Here is a 21,512-nt window from a genome sequence, read left to right on the forward strand (position 1 = left end):
TTAGTTCTCCAGTATCCAGGTATCTTTTGTGCCACCGCCTTGGGAGGAGTTGACTACCAGCGAGCCTTCTTTCAGCGCAACGCGCGTCAGGCCGCCCGGCACCATGGAGATGGTTTTGCCGGACAGGACAAAAGGCCGCAAATCGATATGGCGTGGTGCCACGCCGGAATCGACAAAGGTCGGGCAGGCGGACAGGGCTAGCGTTGGTTGTGCGATATAGCCATCTGGACGCGCGATGATGCGCTGGCGGAAATCCTCGATCTCGGCCTTGGTCGACGCTGGACCGACCAGCATGCCGTAGCCACCGGCACCGTGTACTTCCTTGACTACCAACTCTGCCAGATTCGCTAGTACATACGACAACTCATCCTTTTTGCGGCACTGATAAGTCGGGACATTGTTGAGGATGGGTTCTTCCGACAGATAGAAACGAATCATGTCCGGTACGAATGGATAGATCGACTTATCGTCCGCCACGCCGGTACCAATCGCATTGGCCAGCGTGACGCGACCGGAACGATAGACGGACAGCAAGCCCGGCACGCCCAAGGTGGAATCGGCGCGGAAGGCGAGCGGGTCCATGTAATCGTCGTCGATGCGGCGATAGATGACGTCAACACGCTTGGGGCCGCGCGTGGTGCGCATATAGACGGCATTGTCGTTGACGAACAGATCCTGACCTTCGACCAGCTCCACGCCCATTTGCTGCGCGAGGAAGGCGTGTTCAAAGTAAGCCGAGTTGTACATGCCGGGCGTCATGACGACCACGGTAGGATCGGTCACGCCGATAGGTGCGACCGAGCGCAGATTGTCGAGCAGCATGTCCGGGTAATGCGCGACGGGTGCAATCTGATGGCGTGCGAACAGGTCGGGGAACAGGCGCATCATCATCTTGCGGTCTTCCAGCATGTAGGACACGCCGGACGGTACGCGCAGATTGTCTTCCAATACGTAAAACTCGCCTTGACCGGCGCGCACGATATCGACGCCGGCAATATGCGCGTAAATGTCGGATGCGACCGAGATCCCCTGCATTTCCGGACGATATTGCGCATTTCGGAAGATTTGCTCAGGTGGCACGATGCCGGCCTTGACGATGTTCTGGTCGTGGTAAATGTCGTGGATGAACATATTCAGCGTGCGTACCCGCTGTACCAGTCCCGCCTCCATGTGCGCCCATTCCTGCGCGGTGATCATGCGCGGAATGATGTCGAAGGGGATAACGCGCTCGGTACCTGCCTCATTGCCGTAGACGGCAAAGGTAATGCCGACGCGGCGGAAGATCAGGTCAGCTTCGGCACGCTTGCGGGCGACAGTCTTGGGAGACTGTGTCGCCAGCCAGGCTTCGAATTCACGATAGTGGTCACGGACATTGGTCGTACCGTCGATATACATCTCGTCGAAAAATTTTCGCATGGCATCGCTCTGTCTTGGTTTTCATGGAGATGATAACCAGCTCTATCAAGAAATATGCCAGATCGAGAAAGAGCCGCTTATGGCGATCGCAGATGCTTGATTAAGGCCTCGGTTCTTTGGTCGGGTGCCTTCGTCAACAGACTGACGATAATAATCGCACAAAATCCGGCCGGAACGCCAAACACGCCAGCCGAGATAGGCGCGATATGAAACCATTGCTCCGCAGCCGAGCCGCCCAGAGCAGGTAGTGTGTGGATCATGTAGTAGATACAAACGGCAAAACCGATCAGCATCCCGGCGATGGCACCTTGCTGATTGGCACGTTTCCAGAATACGCCTAATGCCAGCGCCGGGAATAGCGCTGATCCTGCCAATGAGAAGGCCGCACCGACCAGCGACAGAATATCGCCTGGCTTCAATGAGGCAACATAAGCGGCGACCAGCGCGACCATCAAGAGCAGCAGTTTGGAAACGGTGACACGTTTTTGCGTCGATGCTTTTGGATCGACGGTCTTGTAATAAATATCGTGCGACAAGGCATTGGAGATGGTGAGCAGCAAACCATCGGCGGTAGACAATGCGGCCGCCAGACCACCGGCTGCGATCAGGCCGGAGATGACGTAAGGCAAACCGGCGATCTCGGGCGTAGCAAGGACGACAATATCAACGTCCATCACAATCTCGGCTAACTGCACTATGCCATCGCGATTGACGTCATTGATGCTGACGAGCGGATGCAGTTTGTCTATGCTGGCCCAGTACGAGACCCATTCCGGTAATTTGGAAAAATCACTGCCAACCAGAGAGCTGTAAATATCATATTTGACCAATACCGCCAGCGCCGGGATGGTGATGTACAACGCCATGATGAAGAACAGCGTCCAGGCCACTGAGTGGCGCGCTTCCTTGACTGTTGGCGTGGTGTAGTAACGCACCAGCACATGCGGTAGCGCAGCAGTTCCCAGCATCAGACAAAACACCAGCGCCAGGAAATTGTTGCGCTTGATATTCGATGCTTCTTCAGTGTCACCAGGGAAAGGCTCAGTATGCCGGGTCGGTGGTTTAGCTAATTCGAGATTGAGTATGCGTTCTTCCTTCCATACGCGTTCGGCTTCATCCGCATCTTTGGGATAGGCCGCTAGCTCACGTCCGGTTTGTTTTATTTCCTGTAACGCGGCATTGCCGAGCTTGAGCGCTTCCAGATTGTGCTGAATTTCTGCGCGACCGTTTTCCCACGATTCCGGCAGCGATGACAGTCTGTCGTCCAGATCGTAGGCGCGCTGTCTGAAGATGGCGCGTACTTCTTTTTCCTTGGGATCGTTGATCAATACATTTTCACGTTCGCTCAATTGCGCGATCGCTGAACCATAAGCGATAGGCGGTATCGGCATATTGGTGTGCTTCATCGACAGCCATACGACTGGGATCATGTAGGCAATGATCAGGATGATGTATTGCGCAACTTGCGTCCACGTCACCGCGCGCATGCCGCCGAGGAAGGAGCACACCAAGATACTGGCCAGGCCGAGAAAAATGCCGACCGAAAAATCAACGCCGGTAAAGCGTGAAGTAATCAGACCAACGCCATAAATTTGCGCGATCACATACGTGAAGGAAACGATGATGGTGGCGATCACCGCGATGATGCGCACGACGTTATCGCTGTACTGGCCGGTATAGCGAGCCGCGAGGTAATCCGGAATCGTGTACTGGCCGAATTTTCTGAGGAAGGGCGCAATCAATAAGGCGACCAGTACGAAGCCACCGGTCCATCCCATGATGTAAGCCAAGCCATCAAAGCCCCACAAATACAAACCACCCGCGAGACTGATGAAACTGGCGGCAGATATCCAGTCGGCAGCAGTCGCCATGCCATTGAAAAATGCCGGGACGCGACGACCTGCGACATAGTATTCCTGCACATCCGAGGTACGACTGATGACGCCGATGGTGGCGTACACCACGATGGTGGAGAACATGAAGACATAACCGATCCACACACGCGGAAAACCTTCATGCTCCAGGATCGCGACGCCGAACAGGAACAGCACGAAGCCTGCCGTGTACAGCAGGTAATAACGTCGCAGGCGCTGGAAGAATGCTTTATTCGCCATGTTCTTTATCGTGTTGGTATGCCTCGTCGAGGCGCTGCATGCGCCATGAGTAGAAAGCGATGATGCCGAAAAAAATCAGGATGCTGCCCTGTGCCGCCATGAAGAAGGAAATCGGCCAGCCAAATAAAGTGTATGTGGATAAATGGCGCGCAAAGAAAATGGCGCTAAAGGTGACGGCAAACCAGAGCAGCAATAGCCACAGCGTCATGCGTCTGGTTTTATGCCAGTACAGGCTATCTTTTTCTGGCGCTTCTTTGCGATTCTTCGGGGTCATATCGTGCCATCGAAAAATGGTGCAGGTTGTTCCAGATGAAGTGTGATGCGCATCAGGCAGCCGGGGCGCTTCGGATCGGTGCAGTTTGGATTGCAGATGATATCAATCTCTGCATCGTGTTGTTGCGCGATTTCACGCACGATGGCCAAGCCCAATCCGCTGCCTTCGACATTGGTCCCCAGAATTCTGTAGAAGCGTTCGAAAATATGCGTGCGCTCATTGGGCGCAATGCCGGGGCCGGTATCTTCGACTTCCAAAAAGGCTAAGGCGTTTTTTTCGTCAGCGCGCACGCGCACGGTTGCCTGTCCACCGGCAGGCGTGTACTTGAGTGCATTGTCGATCAGATTATTCAACAGCTCATGCAACATGGTTGGGTCGCCCATGATCACGACTTGATAATCCGGTGCTTCGAAGCCAAGATCGATCTTGCGACTGAATGAGGTCTGCACCCAATCCTGTACGGTGTCACGCGCCAGTTCGGAGAGTTCCAATGTCTGGAATGGTTTGGTTTCCGGCGTCTGGTTTTCTGCGCGTGCCAATGCCAGCAATTGATTGACCATGCGGGTGGCAGACTTGGAACTCTTGGCGAGTTGTTCCAGCGATTTGTGGATTTCTGCCTGGTCAGTTTGACGCAATGCGAGTTCGGATTGCATGCGCATGCCGGCCAACGGCGTCTTCATCTGATGTGCGGCATCGGCGATAAAGCGTTTTTGTATCTTGATACTTTGCGACAGGCGCTCCAACATTTCATTCAATGATCCGACCAGCGGCAGAATTTCTTCCGGGACGTAGCCGGAATCAATCGGACTCAAATCATCCGGTCGTCGTGCGCGTATGCGTTGCTGCAATTCGGCGAGTGGGCGCAAGCCGCGAGTGAGCGCGAACCAGACCAGTACCAGTGCGATCGGCAGGATGATGAATTCCGGCACGATGACGCCCTTGATGATTTGATTGACCAGTTGCGAGCGCTTGTCCAAGGTCTCGCCGACTTGCACCAGTGCCAAGCGCGGCTCGATAGTCAGTTGCGGCGCGGTTTGGGTTTTATGCAGATCGACATAGATATAAGCGATGCGTACTTCGCTGCCGCGAACAAAGTCGTAACGAAATTGCGTGGACCATGGTGGCGGTGCTTCGGCATCTTTCGGTAAAGGCATTTCCGGATCGCCTTCGACTACTTGGTCATGCGTATCACGCACTTGATAGTAGATATTGTCGATATCGTCGGCATGCAGAATATCGGTTGCAGCGCCGGTCAGTCGTGTGATGACCTTGCCATCTACTTCTTTGACTTGTTGAGCAACGACGGTGACTTTATCTTCCAGTGCGCGATCGAATGGTTCGTTCGCGATGGATTTGGCAACGAGGTAGGTAATCGCAATGCTGAGCGGCCACAGAAGTAGCAAGGGCACCAGCATCCAATCCAGAATTTCACCAAACAATGAGCGCTGCGTGCGTTCTTCCGGCTGTGTCTCGATGGACTGATGCGATGTATCTGCATCGACAGCGGGCGCGTCCAGTCGGTGAATGTCTTGCATGTGTTTGGGCTGGTTCAGCCTGGAGGTGTAATCGTATTAGGCGCGATGGTATTGGCTGGTTCGGTAAATTTTTCGAGGCAATAACCGAGGCCGCGCACGGTGGCGATACGCAGACCGCCGATTTCAATCTTCTTGCGCAAACGATGGACGTAGACTTCGATTGCGTTATTGCTGACCTCTTCGCTCCATTCGCACAGATGATCGACTAGCTGTTCTTTCGATACGAGACGGCCGCTACGTTGCAGCAACACTTCAAGCAAGCCGAGTTCGCGCGCAGACAAGTCCAGCATTTGTTCGTTGATGTAGGCGATACGACCAACCTGATCGTAGGAGAGTGGCCCGTGTTTGATGACAGTTGGGCCACCACCGGCACCGCGTCGGGTAAGCGCGCGTACGCGTGCTTCCAGTTCGGACAGCGCAAATGGTTTGGCCATGAAATCATCGGCACCCAGATCCAGTCCTTTAACGCGCTGCTCTATTGAGTCACCGGCAGTCAGGATCAAGACCGGCAAGCGAGAATTGCGTGCGCGCAAGCGTTGCAGCACTTCGAGCCCTGACATTTTGGGCAAGCCCAGATCAAGTATCAGCAAGTCGAAGTCTTGTGTAGACAAGACGGAATCAGCCTCCTGGCCATTTTTAACGCAATCGGTCGCATAACCGGACTGACGCAGTGAACGCGTCAAACCGTCAGCAAGAACACTATCGTCTTCAGCAAGCAGGATTCGCATGGGATGGAGGTAGGAGGAAGTTGGCTCGTAGTCTATTGGGTTTCGCCCAGAGCGGCAAGACAAGTCGGCATCGCTTTTAGGCTTGTTTCTTATATATACAGAGTAGCTGATTACATGGGTGCTGCGGCAATCATCTTAACTGCTTGCTGCGACAAGGCATCGGCCATTATATTTTTCTCCCGTGGAATCCAGGTGAGGGTGACATCCTTGAGTTGGGTAATCAGTTTTTGCGCGCGTTGACGTTGCTCGCTCAAGATCGCTGCGCCACCATTTTTTGTTTGCACATCGTTAATGATGACTTGGCTGTCGCCATAGATCACGAGCTTGTCTGCGCGTGCATGAATGGCCGCCTCCAGCACGGCAATCAGTGCGAGATATTCGGCCTCGCTACTGTCGCCTAGGCCGGCGGCGAAGCTGATGTGGCTTGTATTGCCGCTAGGATCCTTGAGTAAGCCGCCTATGCCCATTTTGCCCGGATTGGGATGACTGGCACCGTCGAACCAAGCTAGCCAAGCAGTCGGATCGACTTGTCCTACCTCTAGTTTTTTCTGTCTGGCATCTGCCTTGAGCTGTTTGCGAACGGCGATTCTGGTCGCCGCATTGGTTTTTTCTTGTTTGCGTATAGCGATCAGGTCGCTGAGTGGTATTTCCCCTGCAACTGCTTTCAATACGACCTGTAAGGCTGCTTCTTCGGATAGCGCATTGGCTTTTGCCAGACGACGGCCCGCAGCTTTTTCCTTTTTGTAGGCTATTTCAAATAGATCGTCGTACGAATGCATGAGGGCAAGGAATGATATTGATTGCGTATATCTTACGTTGAAATACTAACTGCACCGGGCAAGTGGCTGTAGAAGTGTGTTGCTGCAAGTCATCAAAAAGTTTCCTTTTTAGACATTTAAAATAAAATTGCAAGACTTGCTTGCGTAAAGCACTGTTTTTTTATACAGTATGGTTTCTGGCTTCAAACACTGTATAAAACCCGTTTCGTTTCAACCAACAGTCGAAAGAATCTTCATGGACGACAAAAAGAACGCTCCTGGCTCTGATAAGAGTAAAGCACTCGCCGCCGCACTGGCGCAAATCGAAAAGCAATTCGGTAAAGGCTCGGTGATGCGCATGGAAGACGGCGCTGTCGTCGAGGAAGTGCAGGTTGTTTCCACTGGTTCACTGGGACTGGACATCGCCTTGGGCGTCGGTGGTTTGCCGCGTGGCCGCGTGGTCGAAATCTACGGTCCGGAATCATCCGGCAAAACTACGCTGACACTGCAAACCATCGCAGAAATGCAAAAATTGGGCGGCACTTGCGCGTTTATCGATGCAGAACATGCACTGGACGTCACTTACGCACAAAAGCTCGGCATTAATTTATCCGACCTGTTGATCTCGCAACCAGATACTGGCGAACAAGCGCTGGAAATCTGCGACGCGCTGGTACGCTCGGGTGCGGTTGACTTGATCGTTATCGACTCGGTCGCTGCATTGACGCCACGTGCTGAAATCGAAGGCGATATGGGTGATTCGTTGCCGGGTTTGCAAGCACGTCTGATGTCGCAAGCCTTGCGCAAGCTGACAGGCAGCATCAATCGCACGAATACACTGGTTATCTTCATTAACCAGATTCGTATGAAAATCGGCGTGATGTTCGGCAATCCAGAAACCACTACCGGCGGTAATGCATTGAAATTCTACGCATCCGTGCGTTTGGACATCCGCCGTACCGGCTCGATCAAATCGGGCGACGAAGTGATTGGTAATGAAACCAAGGTCAAAGTCGTTAAAAACAAAATCGCACCTCCATTCAAGGAAGCGCATTTCGACATTCTGTATGGCGAAGGCACATCACGTGAAGGTGAAATCCTCGATTTGGGTTCCGATGCCAAAATCGTTGAAAAGTCGGGTGCCTGGTATAGCTACAACGGCGAACGCATCGGCCAAGGTAAAGACAATGCACGTAACTATTTGAAAGAACGTCCTGAGTTGGCGCGTGAAATCGAAAACAAAGTGCGTGTCTCCTTGGGTGTGCCAGAACTTGGCGCAATCAAATCCGACGAGCCAGTTGCGAAAAAAGCTGCTGCCAAGGAAAGCAAAGAAGTCAAAGAACTGAAAGAAGTCGAGTAAAGCACAGGCCTGGCCGAGCTGCACTTGATCTAACGAAGAATGTTAACTAGCGCCCGCGCTGACGGACTCATATGGCAAAACTGCAAGTGAGTCTGAAAGCGCGGGCGCTTCGTTATTTGTCCGCCCGTGAACATAGCCGACAAGAACTTGGTCGCAAGTTGGCGCGGTATGCGCAAGAGGGCGACGACGTCGAAGCCTTGCTCGATACCTTGGAGGCGGCAAAGTTTCTTTCGCAAAGTCGTTTTTCCGAATCCTTGGTACATAGACGCGCGGCGCGTTTTGGCAACAGCCGGATCATGTCCGAGTTGAAGAGTCACGGCATAGATCCCGATTCATTAACGGATATCAAGGCGAATCTGGAGCTGGACGAAGTTGCGCGTGCGCGTGCAGTGTGGGAGCGCAAGTTCGGTACTGTGGCGGCCAATGCAGAAGATAGGGCGAAGCAGATGCGTTTTCTGATGCAGCGTGGATTTTCTCATCGTGCGATACAGGCTGCGATGCGTGCTGTGGACAAGAGTGAAGACTAACGCTGGCGTTGAATCTTAAAGCAATGGTGGAGCGGATATTACGTTTCTATTTGATTTTCTACTTGCCGACGTAAGGTCGACAAGCAGAAAGTCTTCACTGCAGATTAATGATCCATCAACGCTTTGACGTGAACAGTGGTAGCTGAAGCCAAACCTTCCAAGCTGTAGCCACCCTCCAGAATCGAAACAATGCGACCTTCGCAGGTTTCATCCGCAATCTTCATCAATTCACGTGTGACCCAATCGAAATCGTCGTCTTGCAGATTCAAGCCTGCCAGCGGGTCCAGATGATGCGCGTCGAAGCCGGCTGAAATAATGATCAGCTCAGGATTGAATGCGCGAATGGCTGGTAACATTTTCGCTGCGGTTTGTTCGCGGAACAATGCAGAATCGCAGCCGCGTGGCAGCGGGACGTTGACGATATTGTGCGAGACACCGGTTTCTGCTTCCAGTCCTGTACCTGGGTAAAAATGCGACTGATGGCTGGATGCGTAGAACAATTCAGGGCGATCATAAAACGCTGCTTGTGTCCCATTGCCGTGATGTACGTCGAAGTCGATGACGGCCACGCGTTCCAGCTTATGTATTTCATAAGCGTAAGCAGCAGCGATTGCGGCTTGATTGTAGATACAGAATCCCATGGCTTTGCTTGGTTCTGCATGATGACCGCACGGGCGGGTGGCGCAAAATACATTGTGTGCTTCATTGTCCAGCACCAGGTCAACGCCGGCGCAAGCTGCACCTACGCAACGCATCACCGCTTCCAATGAACCGGGCGACATCACCGTATCGCCGCCATCCAGCGGCATGTAACCGCGATGCGGCGATGCATCTTCGACATCTGTCACGAAGTCTTCGGTATGTATTAATAGCACTTGTTCACGTGTGCCCATAGGCGCTTCGCGCCATTCCGCAGCATCGAACTCAGGTACACGCAAGGCGCGTAACACGGCTTTCAAACGCTCTGGGGATTCAGGATGACTAGGACCTGGTTTGTGCTCTAGGCATGCTTCGTGGGTATAGATAACTGTGGTCATATTTATTATTGAGGCCCGGTATGAGGCATCTTCTCCATTATGAAAGCTTGATTGGAGGGCGCAGTGTGGCAACCCGGCAAGTGAATCTTGATCATTATAAGGGGCGGCCCCATGCTTGGCGATCGTGTGGATATGTGCAGCGCAAATGCATACGATTTTCTCGATATTTTGTGCGTCCTGCTACGTGTATTTTTTGAGAAAAAGAGACAAGCAGTCGTGGAAGCTAGGGTTTATGCGAGGAAAGCAGATATGATTTGTATCTAAAATGAAATGTTAGGGACAGGCTGAGGGATAATCTCGCACATGATCCTGCTCACTAGAACTAGAAAAATTCCTGTTTCCGACGTCATCTGATACTACAGCTCACCTCCCATCTTCTATGACGTCTTCCGTCGTGCTTCAATTTGCCTCTAAAACCGATACGGGATTGGTGCGTTCGCATAATGAAGATGCGATTGAAGTCAGTGCAGATTACCAAATTGCAGTATTGGCAGATGGCATGGGCGGTTACAACGCTGGTGAAGTCGCAAGCGGTATTGCCACAGCCATGTTCAGATCGACGTTGGAGCAAAACTTGCAGCAATTGCAGACCAAAGGACGTGCGGCAAGTAGCAAAACTTTGCAGCGCTTGCTGGTTGAGTCAGTTGCTTCCGCTAACGCGCAAATATTAGAGGTCGCACGTGCCCAACCGCAATTTAGCGGCATGGGAACGACCTTGGTTGCCGCGTTATTCCATCACGATAAAGTTGTCTTGGCCCATGTTGGGGATTCCCGCGCGTATCGGTTTCGACAAGGTGTATTGACGCAACTCACTCGCGATCATTCGCAATTGCAGGAACAGATTGATGCCGGTTTGGTAAGTCCGGAGTGGGCGCGTTTTGCGCCAAACAAGAATTTGATTACGCGTGCCTTGGGCGTCGCTTCGCAAATCGATGTGGAAGTGAATGATTATTCGATTGAGGCTGGAGATGTTTACCTACTCTGTTCGGATGGTTTGTCCGATATGCTTGCAAGTGAGCAGATAAGTGCGATGCTCGAGGATAACGATACAGATCTGGATTTATTATGCAGCTCGCTTGTGCAAGCGGCGAACAATAACGGTGGACGCGATAATATTTCAGTGATTTTGGCGAAGATAGAGTCAAGCGCACCTGCGCCATTAGGTTTGTGGAATCGACTTGTCGCCAGATTCAAGTAGTGATTGTTAGCAGATGGATGTTTGATTAGATTCGTAACGTTGTTGTGCGATTAGTGTGAATTGCATTTCCGTTTGAAGCTGGAAAGGATGTTGGAAGAAAGCATGGCCACGATTATTTTGGCGAAAGATGATCTGGAGTTACAGACGTTTCCTCTTTCGAAAGAACGCACAACCATTGGACGTAGAACATATAACGACATTGTGATTGACGCGCCTGGCATCAGTGCAGAGCATGCCGTGATCGTTACCAGTTCCCGAGAATCTCATTTCGAAGACTTGGAAAGTACGAATGGTAGCCAATTCAACGGTCAGCCGATAAAAAACCATCTGCTGCATGACAGAGACTTGATTGCACTCGCAACGTATACCATTCAATACCGCTCGGAAGAGGTTGTGCCGAGCGTAACAACACAGTCTGTTTCTGCCGGTGTGAGTAAAGAAGAATTGGGCGATATGGAGCAGATTACAGTGCCATCACAAAGAGATATGACAGTCACAACGAACAGAGCTGTAATTAGGATTTTGAGTGGATTCGGCGTAGGAAAGGAAATTGTGCTGACTAAGGCGCTAACGACCATCGGCCGTCCGGGTCTGCACGTCGCGGTATTGGCCAGCAGTGAACAAGGCCATAGTCTGACGCATGTTGAAGGTGAGATTTATCCCGTTGTTAATGGTGTTTCGATAGGCGTATTGACTCAGCCATTGGTGAGCGGCGACCGCATTCGTCTGGCGGACACTGAAATGATGTTTGTGGTTGATGGTTAAGAATAGTCGCATTAGGAGGTTTCGCGCGTTCAGAAATGACGTTTGTAAGACAAAATTTTCATTCAATGTGACAAAAATTGGCTGCCCTATAACCAAAATTGTTACTTTTAGTTAAATTTCTGTGGAAACCTCCCGTTTTTAGCCGGATTTGAGCTGGCACACCGATTGCTGTATGACAAGCAGGGTGGAAAAGCTACCTTTATTCCCAAACAGGAGAAATAAATGAAATCGATGAAGATGATGAAAAAAGTACAAAGCGGTTTTACGCTGATCGAATTGATGATCGTAGTGGCGATTATTGGTATTTTGGCGGCGGTGGCGATTCCTCAATATCAAGATTATGTTGTACGTTCAAAACTCGCCGCAGCGGTAGCAGGTGTGGAATCGATCAAACTTGCAATGGCTGAAACTTATCAAATGAATGGAACATTTCCAGCCGATGCAGACTTAACGTCTGCTGGTATCACTGTTGTTCCACCTGTCGGTACGAGCGTAGCTGTGACCGCTCCTAGTAGTGGGGCGCAAGGTGTTATTACAATTACGTTCACTACCGCTTTGGGATCATCAGTTCCTGCTAACTCAACTTTAATCTTGACGGCGGCACCAGCTACTGGTGCCAGCGCTATTAGATGGGCAGCAACCCAAAGTGGTATGGTGGCCAACAGTGCTGCAACTAATTTCGTAGCGAAGCTATAATTTTTGCTGTATCAGTTTTAAAAATGTCCCAGACTTAAAAGTCTGGGACATTTTTCATATTACGAATGATGAGAGAGCCTAATTCGCGATGCTAATCAAACTCTCTCGTGTCCCCAGCAAACCTACGTTATTTGTATGTTTTGCTTTCATAGTTCTGTTCGCTAGCATTCTATATTTGCCATTTCTGGGAAATGGATTGGTTTTTGACGACAGTAATTTATACAAAAATCTGTCCGTTTACCAATTTGCTACTACTCCTTTTGATCTGCGACCTCGGACCTTTCCGTATTTCACCTTAGGCTTTGTGCAGGTCATATATGGCAGTATTGTTATAAGTAGGGGTGTTAGTCTTTTCCTTCACGTTTGCTGTGCTTTTTTACTTTTTCTTCTTATAAGCCGTTTACTTTCTGTGGCGGTAACGCATTTCCCCCAAGGTAGTAATGATGTCGAAAGTCGACCATATGCAGTAACAATTACTGCTTTGCTTGTCGCAGTCTGGTTTGCTGTTGACCCTATTGCGGTTTATGGTGCGGCATACCTAGTTCAACGGACAATACTTTTTGCGACTCTATTTTCTTTACTGTGTCTTTTGTATTTTTGCAGAGGGCTGGAAAGGAGTAGTTGGCCTGACATGGTCGCCGCCGCGATATTTTATTCGTTGGCTGTGTTTTCCAAAGAGCACGCGATCATGCTTTGTATTGCTACCATACCCTTAGTATGGGTGTATCAGAAAAGAGCTGAGTTTGCGATGGGAAAAATTCCCCTCTTTTTATCTTTATGTATTCCGGCGGGCTTGACGATTTTTTTGCATGCAGGGCACGTTGTTGCTAATAGTTATGAGCCAGATGTAAAGATTGTCCTTCCTTCTTTGCACAGTATTTCTTTATTAGGCAGCCAATTGGGGCAGTGGGTAGTTAGCTGTTTGGCACAAATGGGTTTCTTCTTTGATTATCTGCAATATTGGTATTTCCCTGATGTACGGCGTCTATCTATTGATATGCGTGTTGATTTCGGTGAATTGTGGGCATCATGGTGGTTTTTCCTAAAGGCATTTTTATTCTTAATAAGTCCACTGATTTGTTTGTTTTTATTTAAGCGACGCGGTATGGCAAGCGTATTTGCCGCTGGTTTTTTGTATTCATGGATTGTTTTTTTGACGGAATTGGTTTCAGTGCGATTTCAGGAGCCATTTGTCCTTTATCGTAGTTATATTTGGGCGCCTGGTTATGCGTTGATGCTGGCATCCATTCTTTATGTATTTCTGACATCCCGGTTGCGGATCATTGCAGTCATCGCAATTCTTTTTGTATTCGGATTATTGGCAAGAGATCGCCTTTTAAGTTTGGTCGACGATGGCACAGCATGGAAGGATGCGGCAGCAAAACTTCAGTCAGAAACTGTTAGTGGTAGCGGTAGAATTTTCTACAATCGCGGGAGGCAATATTTGCGTGAGGAAAATCTTGAAGCAGCTATTTCGGATTTTTCGAATACGATAGTTGAGAATCCAGACGCTTATTATGCGTACTATCATCGCGGTACAGCATATTCCTCATTGTTGAAATTTGAGGCAGCGCAAATAGATTTCGATAAAGCGTTGGCTATAAATGATGAATATGGCCCGATTCATTATGCAAAGGGGCTACTTTACGAGCGGATTGGTTGTCCTGCTGAGGCAAAGAACTCTTATTCAAATAGTTTAAGGCTGGGTGTGGCGATTGCGCAGTTACGTCTTGATGTAATTACCCAGAAAGGGTCTTTAGGGAAGTCCTCACAAGAAAGCAATGATCATACGTGTCGTCGTTAGTGCAGTTAAGAAGAGTTCATCGGAAATTTTATTTTTTTCAAATAGATGTAAAAAATTAGGCGCCCCAACTTCCCGACTTTCCACCATGCTTTTCCTTAACCCGGATCTCTGTCATTACCATCCCACGATCAACCGCCTTGCACATATCGTAAATCGTCAACAATCCGATTTGCACTGAGGTAAGTGCTTCCATCTCAACGCCTGTTTTCCCGAACGTTTCAACCTGTGCGGTACAGCTCACACTGGATTTCGCTTCATCAACTGCAAAATCAACCGTCACGCGTGTCAATGCGAGTGGGTGACATAAGGGAATCAAATCGCTGGTGCGCTTGGCGGCCATGATGGCGGCGATGCGGGCGATGCCGAGTACGTCGCCTTTTTTCGCGGTGCCGGATGTGATGATCGCTAGTGTTTCCGGTTTCATGCGAATGACGCCGCTGGCAATCGCGATGCGATGCGTTTCATCTTTGTTGCCGACATCGACCATGTGTGCCTGGCCGGTGGCGTCGAAATGGGTCAGGCCATCGTTGGCGCTTGTGCTTACGGTCTTGTCTTTTTGTGCAGTCATGATGATGTGGTCGAGCAGATGGCTAGGAAGGAACGATTGCAATGAGCAGGTATCATAGCATCGTGAAACTGAAATCCATTCTCTCTCCTGTTATTTACATGCCACGATTTTCGCTACGGGCGTTAGTGATGGCGGCGTTGTTGACGGTTTGCACATTGCCGTCGATGGTGGCGCCATCGTTAGCGATTGCACAATCCTTGCCTAGCTTGGGTGATACCGAGCGGGAAGAATTGTCGCCGTTGATGGAGCGCAAGCTTGGTGAGCAGATCATGCGTGATATCAAGCGCAATCGCGATTATCTGGACGATGCGCCTTTGCAAGAGTATCTGAATAATCTGGGTGCTAGCTTGCTCGCAGTACGGCCAGAAGCGCGCGGCGAAACACAATACGATTTCTTCTTTTTCGCCGTGCGCGATCCGATGTTGAATGCGTTTGCCTTGCCGGGCGGTTTTATCGGTGTGCATTCGGCCTTGGTCTTGGCGGCACAGAATGAATCCGAGCTGGCATCGGTGATGGCGCATGAAATCGGTCACGTGGCGCAGCGTCATATTGCCCGTATGTTGGGCAAGCAAAAGCAGGATATGTTGATCCCGTTGGCGGCAATGGTATTGGGTGCACTGGCAATTAGTTCTAGCCCTGATGCCGGTATGGCCATGATTATGGGCGGGCAAGGATTGGCATTGCAGCGACGACTGAACTTCAGCCGCGATGCGGAGCGTGAAGCTGATCGTGTTGGTCTGGATATCATGCGCGAAGCGGGCTTCGAGACAACGGGCATGATCAATTTCTTTGGCCGTTTGCAACAGGCTAGTCGTGCGTATAGCGATACAGCACCGCCTTACTTGCGTTCGCATCCGATGACGAGCGAAAGGATAGCTGATATTCAGGCACGGACGCGCGATCAACGTTACAGGCAGCATGCAGATAGCCTGGACTTCAGACTTATTCAGGCGCGCGTCAAGGTGTTGCAGGATCCTAGTCACCAGGGTGCGCTGGATGCAGCGGCGAGCTTTGAACGGCAGTTGCAAGTCAAAACTCGGCCTGCAATTGTGGCAGGTAAGTATGGTTTGGCCTTTGTCGCATTGAAACAAGGTCATCCGGCCAAAGCGCAAACCTTGCTCAATGAAGCACGTGCAGCATTGAAGAACGGAGTACCTACGGCAACGAGTGCGGTGTTGGCGAGTTTGGCTATCGATATCAAATTAGCTGCACATCAGTTTAAAGAGACAGTAGCTGAAGCAGAGGCCGCCCACAATCAATTCCCCTTATCGCGCGGGATTGCGCATCAATATGCCGATGCCTTGTTTGCTGCCGGGCAGTATGACGATGCTGTGGCTTATTTACGCGATCAGGCGCAGATGTATCGACATGAACCAGAACTATATGATCGTTTGGCCAAGGTATACGCCGCGCTTAAAATGCAGGCGCAACAACATATTGCGCTGGCAGAAGCATATGCCTTGAATGGTAGTTTGCCGGCGGCGCTTGATCAGTTATCGATTGCGCGCAAGGCGCCGGATGCGTCGTTTTATGAGCTATCGATTATCGATGCGCGTGAGCGGGAAATGAAAGCGCAACGTTTGGAAGAAATACGACTAGAGAAAGAAGGTTGATCTTCTTGAGAGTAATTCCCTCATTAGAAAATAGATAGCTGGCGTAAATCAGGCTGGCGGACGCGGCAGTCGCACGAAGTGAAATTGCTCACTGACGGCAGCATCAGCAATGTAATTGACTGACACTTCTTTATCAGCATATTGCAGCGTCACATGACCGCTGGTGCCACCTTGTTCCAGCCATGCCAATAACTGCTCATCTGCAATGGCGCTATCATTCAAACGCAATTGCGACAGGCACTGCGCCATGTCTCTATCATCTAGCAATGCGATCCCGTCATTGCTTTGCAAAAACAATCTCCCCTGATCGCTCAAGTAAGCTGCTTCAATGTTCAGCAAGTGTTGACCAGTCTGCAATACAAAGCCATGTGCCGGTTCAGTATGTGCAATATAAGGTGTGACTTCCAGATCGACATAAACGCGTTGCGGGCCATTCTGAAAATACCAGCGACCTTGTTCATCACATGCGTAGTTGCGATTGATGAAGCCGATTAAAGCAAGATGGACAATTTTGTCGCCAGGGAGATTGTTCTGTTGTGCATGTTCGTTGCGCATGCGCCAGTTGCCGCGTGCATCTAGTGCTAGCCAGCCGTAGCAATGCGGTACGTTCGGCCATTTCGCTAATGCTTGCGCGACGATCGCATCCATTTCGTATCCTTTGTGCTGTTAAGCGCCAACGCCTTCAAGAAATCGGACCATGCGTTGTGGTAACCAGTTCAATTTACCCGGTATGGAGCCAACGGCAAAACCAACATGACCACCGTGATCAGGATATTCCAGCGTTACCTTGCTGGACGCTTTATTTGGTAAATATTGTGCAGGTAAAAAAGGATCGTTGCGTGCATTCAATACCAAGGTCGGTACCGTGATGTCGTTGAGTACGTATTTGGCGCTGGCGCGACGCCAGTAATCTTCGGTATTCAGATAACCATGCAAAGGTGCGGTGACGATATTGTCGAAGGCGTACAAGTCGCGTGATTGCATCATTGCATCACGATTGAACAGGCCGGGAAATTGCGCCAGTTTGGCTAGGCATTTTGGCTTTAATGTTTCCAGGAATATGCGCGTGTAAATCATGTTGAAGCCGCGAGACAAGGCAGTGCCGCCGCCAGTCAAATCGAGCGGGGCAGAGACAGCGCAAGCAGCATCTACGATTTCTGCATGATGTTGCGATTCACCCAGCCATCGCAGCAGCGCATTGCCGCCGAGAGATACGCCAGTCGCATAGAATTTTCCTGCACCTTGCTCACGTGCATAAGGTACTAGTCGCTGCAAAATCCAGTCGATCTCTGGTGCATCGCCTGAATGGTAAAAGCGCGGTGCACGATTCAACTCACCAGAACATCCGCGGAAATGAACAACAGCGCCTGACCAGCCCAGCGTTGCTATGTGTGCCATCAATGCGCGTGCGTAATGGCTATCGGATGAACCTTCCAGGCCATGAAACAGGACGATGAATGGCAAATCCTTTTTGCCATCGACAAAATCGAGATCGATGAAGTCACCATCGGGCGTATCCCATCGTTCGCGACGGTAGAGGACATCCGGTTTGGTAATACATTTCGCGGGATAGATGGTTTGCAGATGGCCGCCGGGTAACCAGCATGGAGCGGGATAGATCATCGGTGCGATAGTCCTGTTGAATCTGGAATAGGTATGTGCGGAAATATCAAGCTGCGCATGTTGTCAGAGTGGGAAGTGACTGCGGCTTAAATAGGATGTGAGTAAGTTGGTGGAATACGCGGTCGAATTGCGTGATCGAATAAATTCGGCGTTGCGCAGTGTCCGCTCAGTGCAGCACGGTGCTGCTGGGAGTTGTTAACTCTGGTCGTGGTTTGCCTGGTGCTATCGATGCATGATGCAAGACGATGCGCCAGCCAAGCGGCGTTTTTACGTAGACATTGGTTGCGATGATATGGATATCGCGTTGTGCATCTGTCGTGTTCACTGTTTCGATCAGATTGTGCACGGCATTCATCGTGTTCTGCGATACATGCAATTGCGTCGGACGGATATGAACACCGCCGCGCGTAAAAATTTCTTCCCACGAGGCGCGGATTGCGGCATAGCCGATCAATCGCGTGCCGTCGGGATGGATGCAGACAATTTCTTCATCGTCGGCCCACAGTGCCATCAATGCATCCAGATCGGCACGGCCTATGGCGTCATACAACGCGACTTCTATATCGTCTGCTGTACCGAACTGTTTGCGGGCTTTAGGCATGATGAAGTTTGATGTTAGTGGCCGTGCGCAGCTGCGCCTGGCTTCAAGCGATAGAGGGTGCCGCAGTACGGACATTTTGCTTCGCCACCGTGCGAAAACTCGAGGAACACGCGTGGATGCGAGCTCCATGCAGGCATGGCCGGATTAGGGCAGTAAGCTGGTAAATCTTTGCCGTCGAGTTCGATTGCGGCTACGGCGTTTGTTGCTGCTGTCATTTAATTCTCCGAATTGCTGGTTATTGTCTTGATGCTTGATTCTGATGTGCTGCAAATATAGTGCATATCGTGTGAACTGGCGCGGTCATATAGCAAATAATCGCGCCGTTTTGATCACACGTTCTTAGACGATCGTCAGCCAGTGGCTGTATTGCGGTGCCTTGCCTGCGACCACGTCGAAAAACAGCGATTGCAGTCTGGTTGTAACCGGACCGCGTTTGCCGTCGCCGATCTGACGATTATCAAGTTCACGGATAGGCGTGATTTCTGCTGCGGTGCCGGTGAAGAAGGCTTCGTCGCAGCAATACATTTCGTCGCGGGTAATGCGTTTTTCTATCACTTCGATGCCAAGATCGCGTGCCATCGTCAGGACCGCGTCGCGGGTAATGCCATCCAGACAAGAGGCCAGATCTGGTGTGTAAACCTTGCCGTTCTTGACGATGAAGACGTTTTCGCCTGAGCCTTCCGAGACGTAACCGTCGGTGTCCAGCAATAATGCTTCATCGTAGCCATCGGTCAATGCTTCCTGATTGGCGAGAATGGAATTGATGTAATAGCCGGATGCTTTGGCGCGGACCAAGGATACGTTGACGTGATGACGGCTGAATGACGAGGTTTTGACGCGTATGCCTTTGTTCAAACCGTCTTCGCCTAGATAAGCACCCCAAGGCCAGGCAGCGATAGCGATGTGAATCTTGTTGCCTTTGGCGGAAATGCCGAGTTTTTCATCGCCGATCCAGACTAATGGGCGGAGATAGCAGGTTTCCAGCTTGTTCTCGCGCACGACTTGCAGTTGCGCTTGCATGACGGTTTCGAGATCGAAAGGGATCTTCAACTGGAAGATCTTGGCCGAATTAAAGAGTCGTTCGGTATGTTCACGCAGGCGGAAGATGGCTGTGCCTTGCTCGGTCTTGTAAGCGCGCACGCCTTCAAACACGCCCATGCCGTAATGCAGCGAGTGCGTCAGGACATGGATGGTTGCATCGCGCCAGTCTATGAGTTGGCCGTCTTTCCAAATTTTGCCGTCGCGATCAGACATCGACATTTCGGGATCTCCAGTAAATTGAGCAAGACCACGATTTTAACGGATTCGGCTAATCAGGAAAAACCAACATTGAGAATAGTCGCTGAAATAATGTCGTTTTTATATGCGTTTCAACAACGGTTATGTGTAGTCATGGGTCGGAAAGAATAAATTTATTGTAAAAATTGAATCAATTCGGATGCTGTGCTTCTAACAGATGGATTTGCTGCAACGCGGCAATATTCCTCGACACAGATCGTTATTTCCGCTTTTATCTGACCTTTCGGCTTTCTTGAGCCGGAACATTGGCATGAAACCAAGGTTTTTGAGCCATCTGGTGCGGTAAAATAGCGGTCTTTCTTTAAACCCTCCAATTTACGAGCACATGCAATTTAAAAGATTGAGCGATTTGATCGCGCGTAATGAACTGAAGGACAAGCGCGTATTTATCCGTGCCGATCTCAATGTACCGCAAGACAGCGAGGGCAATATTACCGAAGACACGCGCATACGCGCTTCGGTACCGGCTATTCAACAAGCGTTGCAAGCAGGCGCGGCCGTCATAGTGACGTCGCATCTGGGGCGTCCTGTCGAAGGTGAGTTCAAGCCTGCTGATACGTTGGCGCCAGTTGCACAACGTTTGGCAGAGCTGCTGGGTCAGCCTGTTGAGTTGAAGCAAAACTGGATCGATGGCGTGGATGTTGCGCCGGGTCAGGTTGTTTTGCTGGAAAACTGCCGCGTGAATAAAGGCGAGAAAAAGAACGACGATACGCTGGCGAAAAAGATTGCAGCCTTATGTGATGTCTACGTCAATGATGCATTCGGTACCGCGCATCGTGCTGAAGCGACTACGCATGGTGTAGCGAAATACGCAGCCGTTGCGTGTGCGGGTCCTTTGCTGGCAGCCGAATTGGATGCATTGGGCAAGGCACTAGGTGAGCCGGCTAGCCCGCTGGTCGCCATCGTTGCCGGCTCCAAGGTCTCGACCAAGTTGACTATTTTGAAAACGCTGGCCAGCAAAGTTGATAATTTGATCGTTGGCGGTGGCATTGCGAATACCTTCATGCTGGCAGCTGGTTTGAAAATCGGCAAATCGCTGGCAGAAGCTGATTTGGTTGGTGACGCCAAGACGATCATCGATATGATGGCCAAACGTGGCGCATCGGTACCAATTCCTGTTGATGTGGTGTGCGCGAAAGAGTTTTCGCCGACTGCAGTGGCAACGGTCAAGGATGTTGCTGATGTGGCTGACGATGACATGATTCTGGATATCGGTCCGAAGACATCGGCAATTTTGGCTAAGCAAATCGCGCAAGCTGGCACCATCGTTTGGAATGGCCCGGTTGGTGTGTTTGAGTTCGATCAATTTGCCAACGGTACCAAAACATTGGCCTTGGCAATTGCCGAATCCAAAGGTTTCTCGGTAGCGGGCGGTGGCGATACTCTGGCTGCCATTGCCAAGTACGATATTGCAGACAAGATTGGTTATATCTCGACTGGTGGCGGTGCTTTCCTTGAATTCCTCGAAGGAAAAACCTTGCCGGCTGTTGAAATTCTGGAGCAACGCGCCAGAGACTAATGCGGGAATGTAGAAGTCTTCCCAGCAAGAAGTTTTGTTTTAAAAATTAATTTGTTGTGACGATGAATTTTGCATAG

General features: G+C 50.5%; 21 protein-coding genes. 8 read left to right on the plus strand and 13 right to left on the minus strand.

Going from position 1 to position 21,512, the window contains the following annotated elements; translation table 11 throughout:
- The 6 genes from BQ6873_RS15625 to BQ6873_RS15650 all read right to left on the minus strand — a co-directional run bounded on the left by BQ6873_RS15625 (position 1) and on the right by BQ6873_RS15650 (position 6,846).
- Positions 1 to 1,416: a circularly permuted type 2 ATP-grasp protein gene (locus BQ6873_RS15625; protein WP_076593482.1), complete on the minus strand. Its 1,416-nt coding sequence runs from the start codon at positions 1,414 to 1,416 to the stop codon at positions 1 to 3.
- Positions 1,417 to 1,493: 77 nt separating this feature from the next.
- Entirely contained in the window at positions 1,494 to 3,530 is a 2,037-nt protein-coding gene (locus tag BQ6873_RS15630; protein ID WP_076593483.1) for a sodium:solute symporter family protein, read from the minus strand.
- A complete protein-coding gene (locus BQ6873_RS15635) occupies positions 3,520 to 3,804 on the minus strand; it encodes a DUF4212 domain-containing protein (protein ID WP_076593484.1) in 285 nt (94 codons plus the stop codon). Before BQ6873_RS15635 ends, BQ6873_RS15630 begins: the two co-directional genes overlap by 11 nt.
- A complete protein-coding gene (locus BQ6873_RS15640) occupies positions 3,801 to 5,339 on the minus strand; it encodes a sensor histidine kinase (protein ID WP_076593485.1) in 1,539 nt (512 codons plus the stop codon). Before BQ6873_RS15640 ends, BQ6873_RS15635 begins: the two co-directional genes overlap by 4 nt.
- Before the next feature lie 14 nt (positions 5,340 to 5,353).
- Entirely contained in the window at positions 5,354 to 6,067 is a 714-nt protein-coding gene (locus BQ6873_RS15645) for a response regulator (protein WP_076593486.1), read from the minus strand.
- A 110-nt stretch (positions 6,068 to 6,177) separates the two neighbouring features.
- Positions 6,178 to 6,846 carry a ribonuclease HI family protein gene (locus tag BQ6873_RS15650; protein ID WP_076593487.1) on the minus strand — a complete coding sequence of 223 codons (669 nt, stop codon included), beginning with the start codon at positions 6,844 to 6,846 and terminating at the stop codon, positions 6,178 to 6,180.
- A 235-nt stretch (positions 6,847 to 7,081) separates the two neighbouring features.
- Between BQ6873_RS15650 and recA the strand changes: the two genes are divergently transcribed.
- Positions 7,082 to 8,185, plus strand: coding sequence for a recombinase RecA (gene recA, locus BQ6873_RS15655; protein WP_076593488.1), 1,104 nt, complete (start codon positions 7,082 to 7,084; stop codon positions 8,183 to 8,185).
- 71 nt (positions 8,186 to 8,256) lie between these two features.
- Entirely contained in the window at positions 8,257 to 8,712 is a 456-nt protein-coding gene (gene recX, locus BQ6873_RS15660) for a recombination regulator RecX (RefSeq protein ID WP_076593489.1), read from the plus strand.
- A gap of 104 nt (positions 8,713 to 8,816) precedes the next feature.
- Here the strand turns inward: recX and BQ6873_RS15665 are convergent, their stop codons facing one another.
- Positions 8,817 to 9,749, minus strand: a complete 933-nt coding sequence (locus BQ6873_RS15665) for a histone deacetylase family protein (protein ID WP_076593490.1) — start codon at positions 9,747 to 9,749, stop codon at positions 8,817 to 8,819.
- Positions 9,750 to 10,128: 379 nt separating this feature from the next.
- On the opposite strand from BQ6873_RS15665, the gene BQ6873_RS15670 reads away from it, so the two are divergent.
- The 4 genes from BQ6873_RS15670 to BQ6873_RS15685 all read left to right on the plus strand — a co-directional run bounded on the left by BQ6873_RS15670 (position 10,129) and on the right by BQ6873_RS15685 (position 14,212).
- Positions 10,129 to 10,947, plus strand: a complete 819-nt coding sequence (locus BQ6873_RS15670; RefSeq protein WP_076593491.1) for a Stp1/IreP family PP2C-type Ser/Thr phosphatase — start codon at positions 10,129 to 10,131, stop codon at positions 10,945 to 10,947.
- A 102-nt stretch (positions 10,948 to 11,049) separates the two neighbouring features.
- Positions 11,050 to 11,712: an FHA domain-containing protein gene (locus tag BQ6873_RS15675; protein ID WP_076594171.1), complete on the plus strand. Its 663-nt coding sequence runs from the start codon at positions 11,050 to 11,052 to the stop codon at positions 11,710 to 11,712.
- Between the two features lie 222 nt (positions 11,713 to 11,934).
- A complete protein-coding gene (locus BQ6873_RS18375; RefSeq protein ID WP_076593492.1) occupies positions 11,935 to 12,408 on the plus strand; it encodes a pilin in 474 nt (157 codons plus the stop codon).
- 196 nt (positions 12,409 to 12,604) lie between these two features.
- Positions 12,605 to 14,212: a tetratricopeptide repeat protein gene (locus tag BQ6873_RS15685; RefSeq protein WP_157889178.1), complete on the plus strand. Its 1,608-nt coding sequence runs from the start codon at positions 12,605 to 12,607 to the stop codon at positions 14,210 to 14,212.
- Positions 14,213 to 14,267: 55 nt separating this feature from the next.
- Here BQ6873_RS15685 and moaC read toward each other — a convergent pair whose 3' ends face one another.
- Positions 14,268 to 14,780, minus strand: coding sequence for a cyclic pyranopterin monophosphate synthase MoaC (moaC, locus tag BQ6873_RS15690; protein WP_076593494.1), 513 nt, complete (start codon positions 14,778 to 14,780; stop codon positions 14,268 to 14,270).
- A 41-nt stretch (positions 14,781 to 14,821) separates the two neighbouring features.
- Here moaC and BQ6873_RS15695 point away from each other — a divergent pair, with 41 nt between their 5' ends.
- Entirely contained in the window at positions 14,822 to 16,393 is a 1,572-nt protein-coding gene (locus BQ6873_RS15695; RefSeq protein ID WP_083664486.1) for a M48 family metalloprotease, read from the plus strand.
- A gap of 48 nt (positions 16,394 to 16,441) precedes the next feature.
- Here the strand turns inward: BQ6873_RS15695 and BQ6873_RS15700 are convergent, their stop codons facing one another.
- The 5 genes from BQ6873_RS15700 to BQ6873_RS15720 form a co-directional block, all read right to left on the minus strand.
- Positions 16,442 to 17,041, minus strand: coding sequence for a DUF2946 family protein (locus BQ6873_RS15700; protein ID WP_076593496.1), 600 nt, complete (start codon positions 17,039 to 17,041; stop codon positions 16,442 to 16,444).
- 18 nt (positions 17,042 to 17,059) lie between these two features.
- Positions 17,060 to 18,016, minus strand: a complete 957-nt coding sequence (locus tag BQ6873_RS15705; protein ID WP_076593497.1) for a YheT family hydrolase — start codon at positions 18,014 to 18,016, stop codon at positions 17,060 to 17,062.
- Between the two features lie 166 nt (positions 18,017 to 18,182).
- Positions 18,183 to 18,617 carry a YybH family protein gene (locus tag BQ6873_RS15710; RefSeq protein WP_076593498.1) on the minus strand — a complete coding sequence of 145 codons (435 nt, stop codon included), beginning with the start codon at positions 18,615 to 18,617 and terminating at the stop codon, positions 18,183 to 18,185.
- A 14-nt stretch (positions 18,618 to 18,631) separates the two neighbouring features.
- A complete protein-coding gene (locus BQ6873_RS15715) occupies positions 18,632 to 18,832 on the minus strand; it encodes a zinc-finger domain-containing protein (RefSeq protein ID WP_076593499.1) in 201 nt (66 codons plus the stop codon).
- 124 nt (positions 18,833 to 18,956) lie between these two features.
- Entirely contained in the window at positions 18,957 to 19,877 is a 921-nt protein-coding gene (locus BQ6873_RS15720) for a branched-chain amino acid transaminase (protein WP_076593500.1), read from the minus strand.
- Positions 19,878 to 20,241: 364 nt separating this feature from the next.
- On the opposite strand from BQ6873_RS15720, the gene BQ6873_RS15725 reads away from it, so the two are divergent.
- Positions 20,242 to 21,435: a phosphoglycerate kinase gene (locus BQ6873_RS15725; protein WP_076593501.1), complete on the plus strand. Its 1,194-nt coding sequence runs from the start codon at positions 20,242 to 20,244 to the stop codon at positions 21,433 to 21,435.
- The last annotated feature ends 77 nt before the right edge of the window (positions 21,436 to 21,512 follow it).

This window comes from Herminiimonas arsenitoxidans, from assembly GCF_900130075.1.
Classification (GTDB): Bacteria; Pseudomonadota; Gammaproteobacteria; order Burkholderiales; family Burkholderiaceae_D; genus Oxalicibacterium; species Oxalicibacterium arsenitoxidans.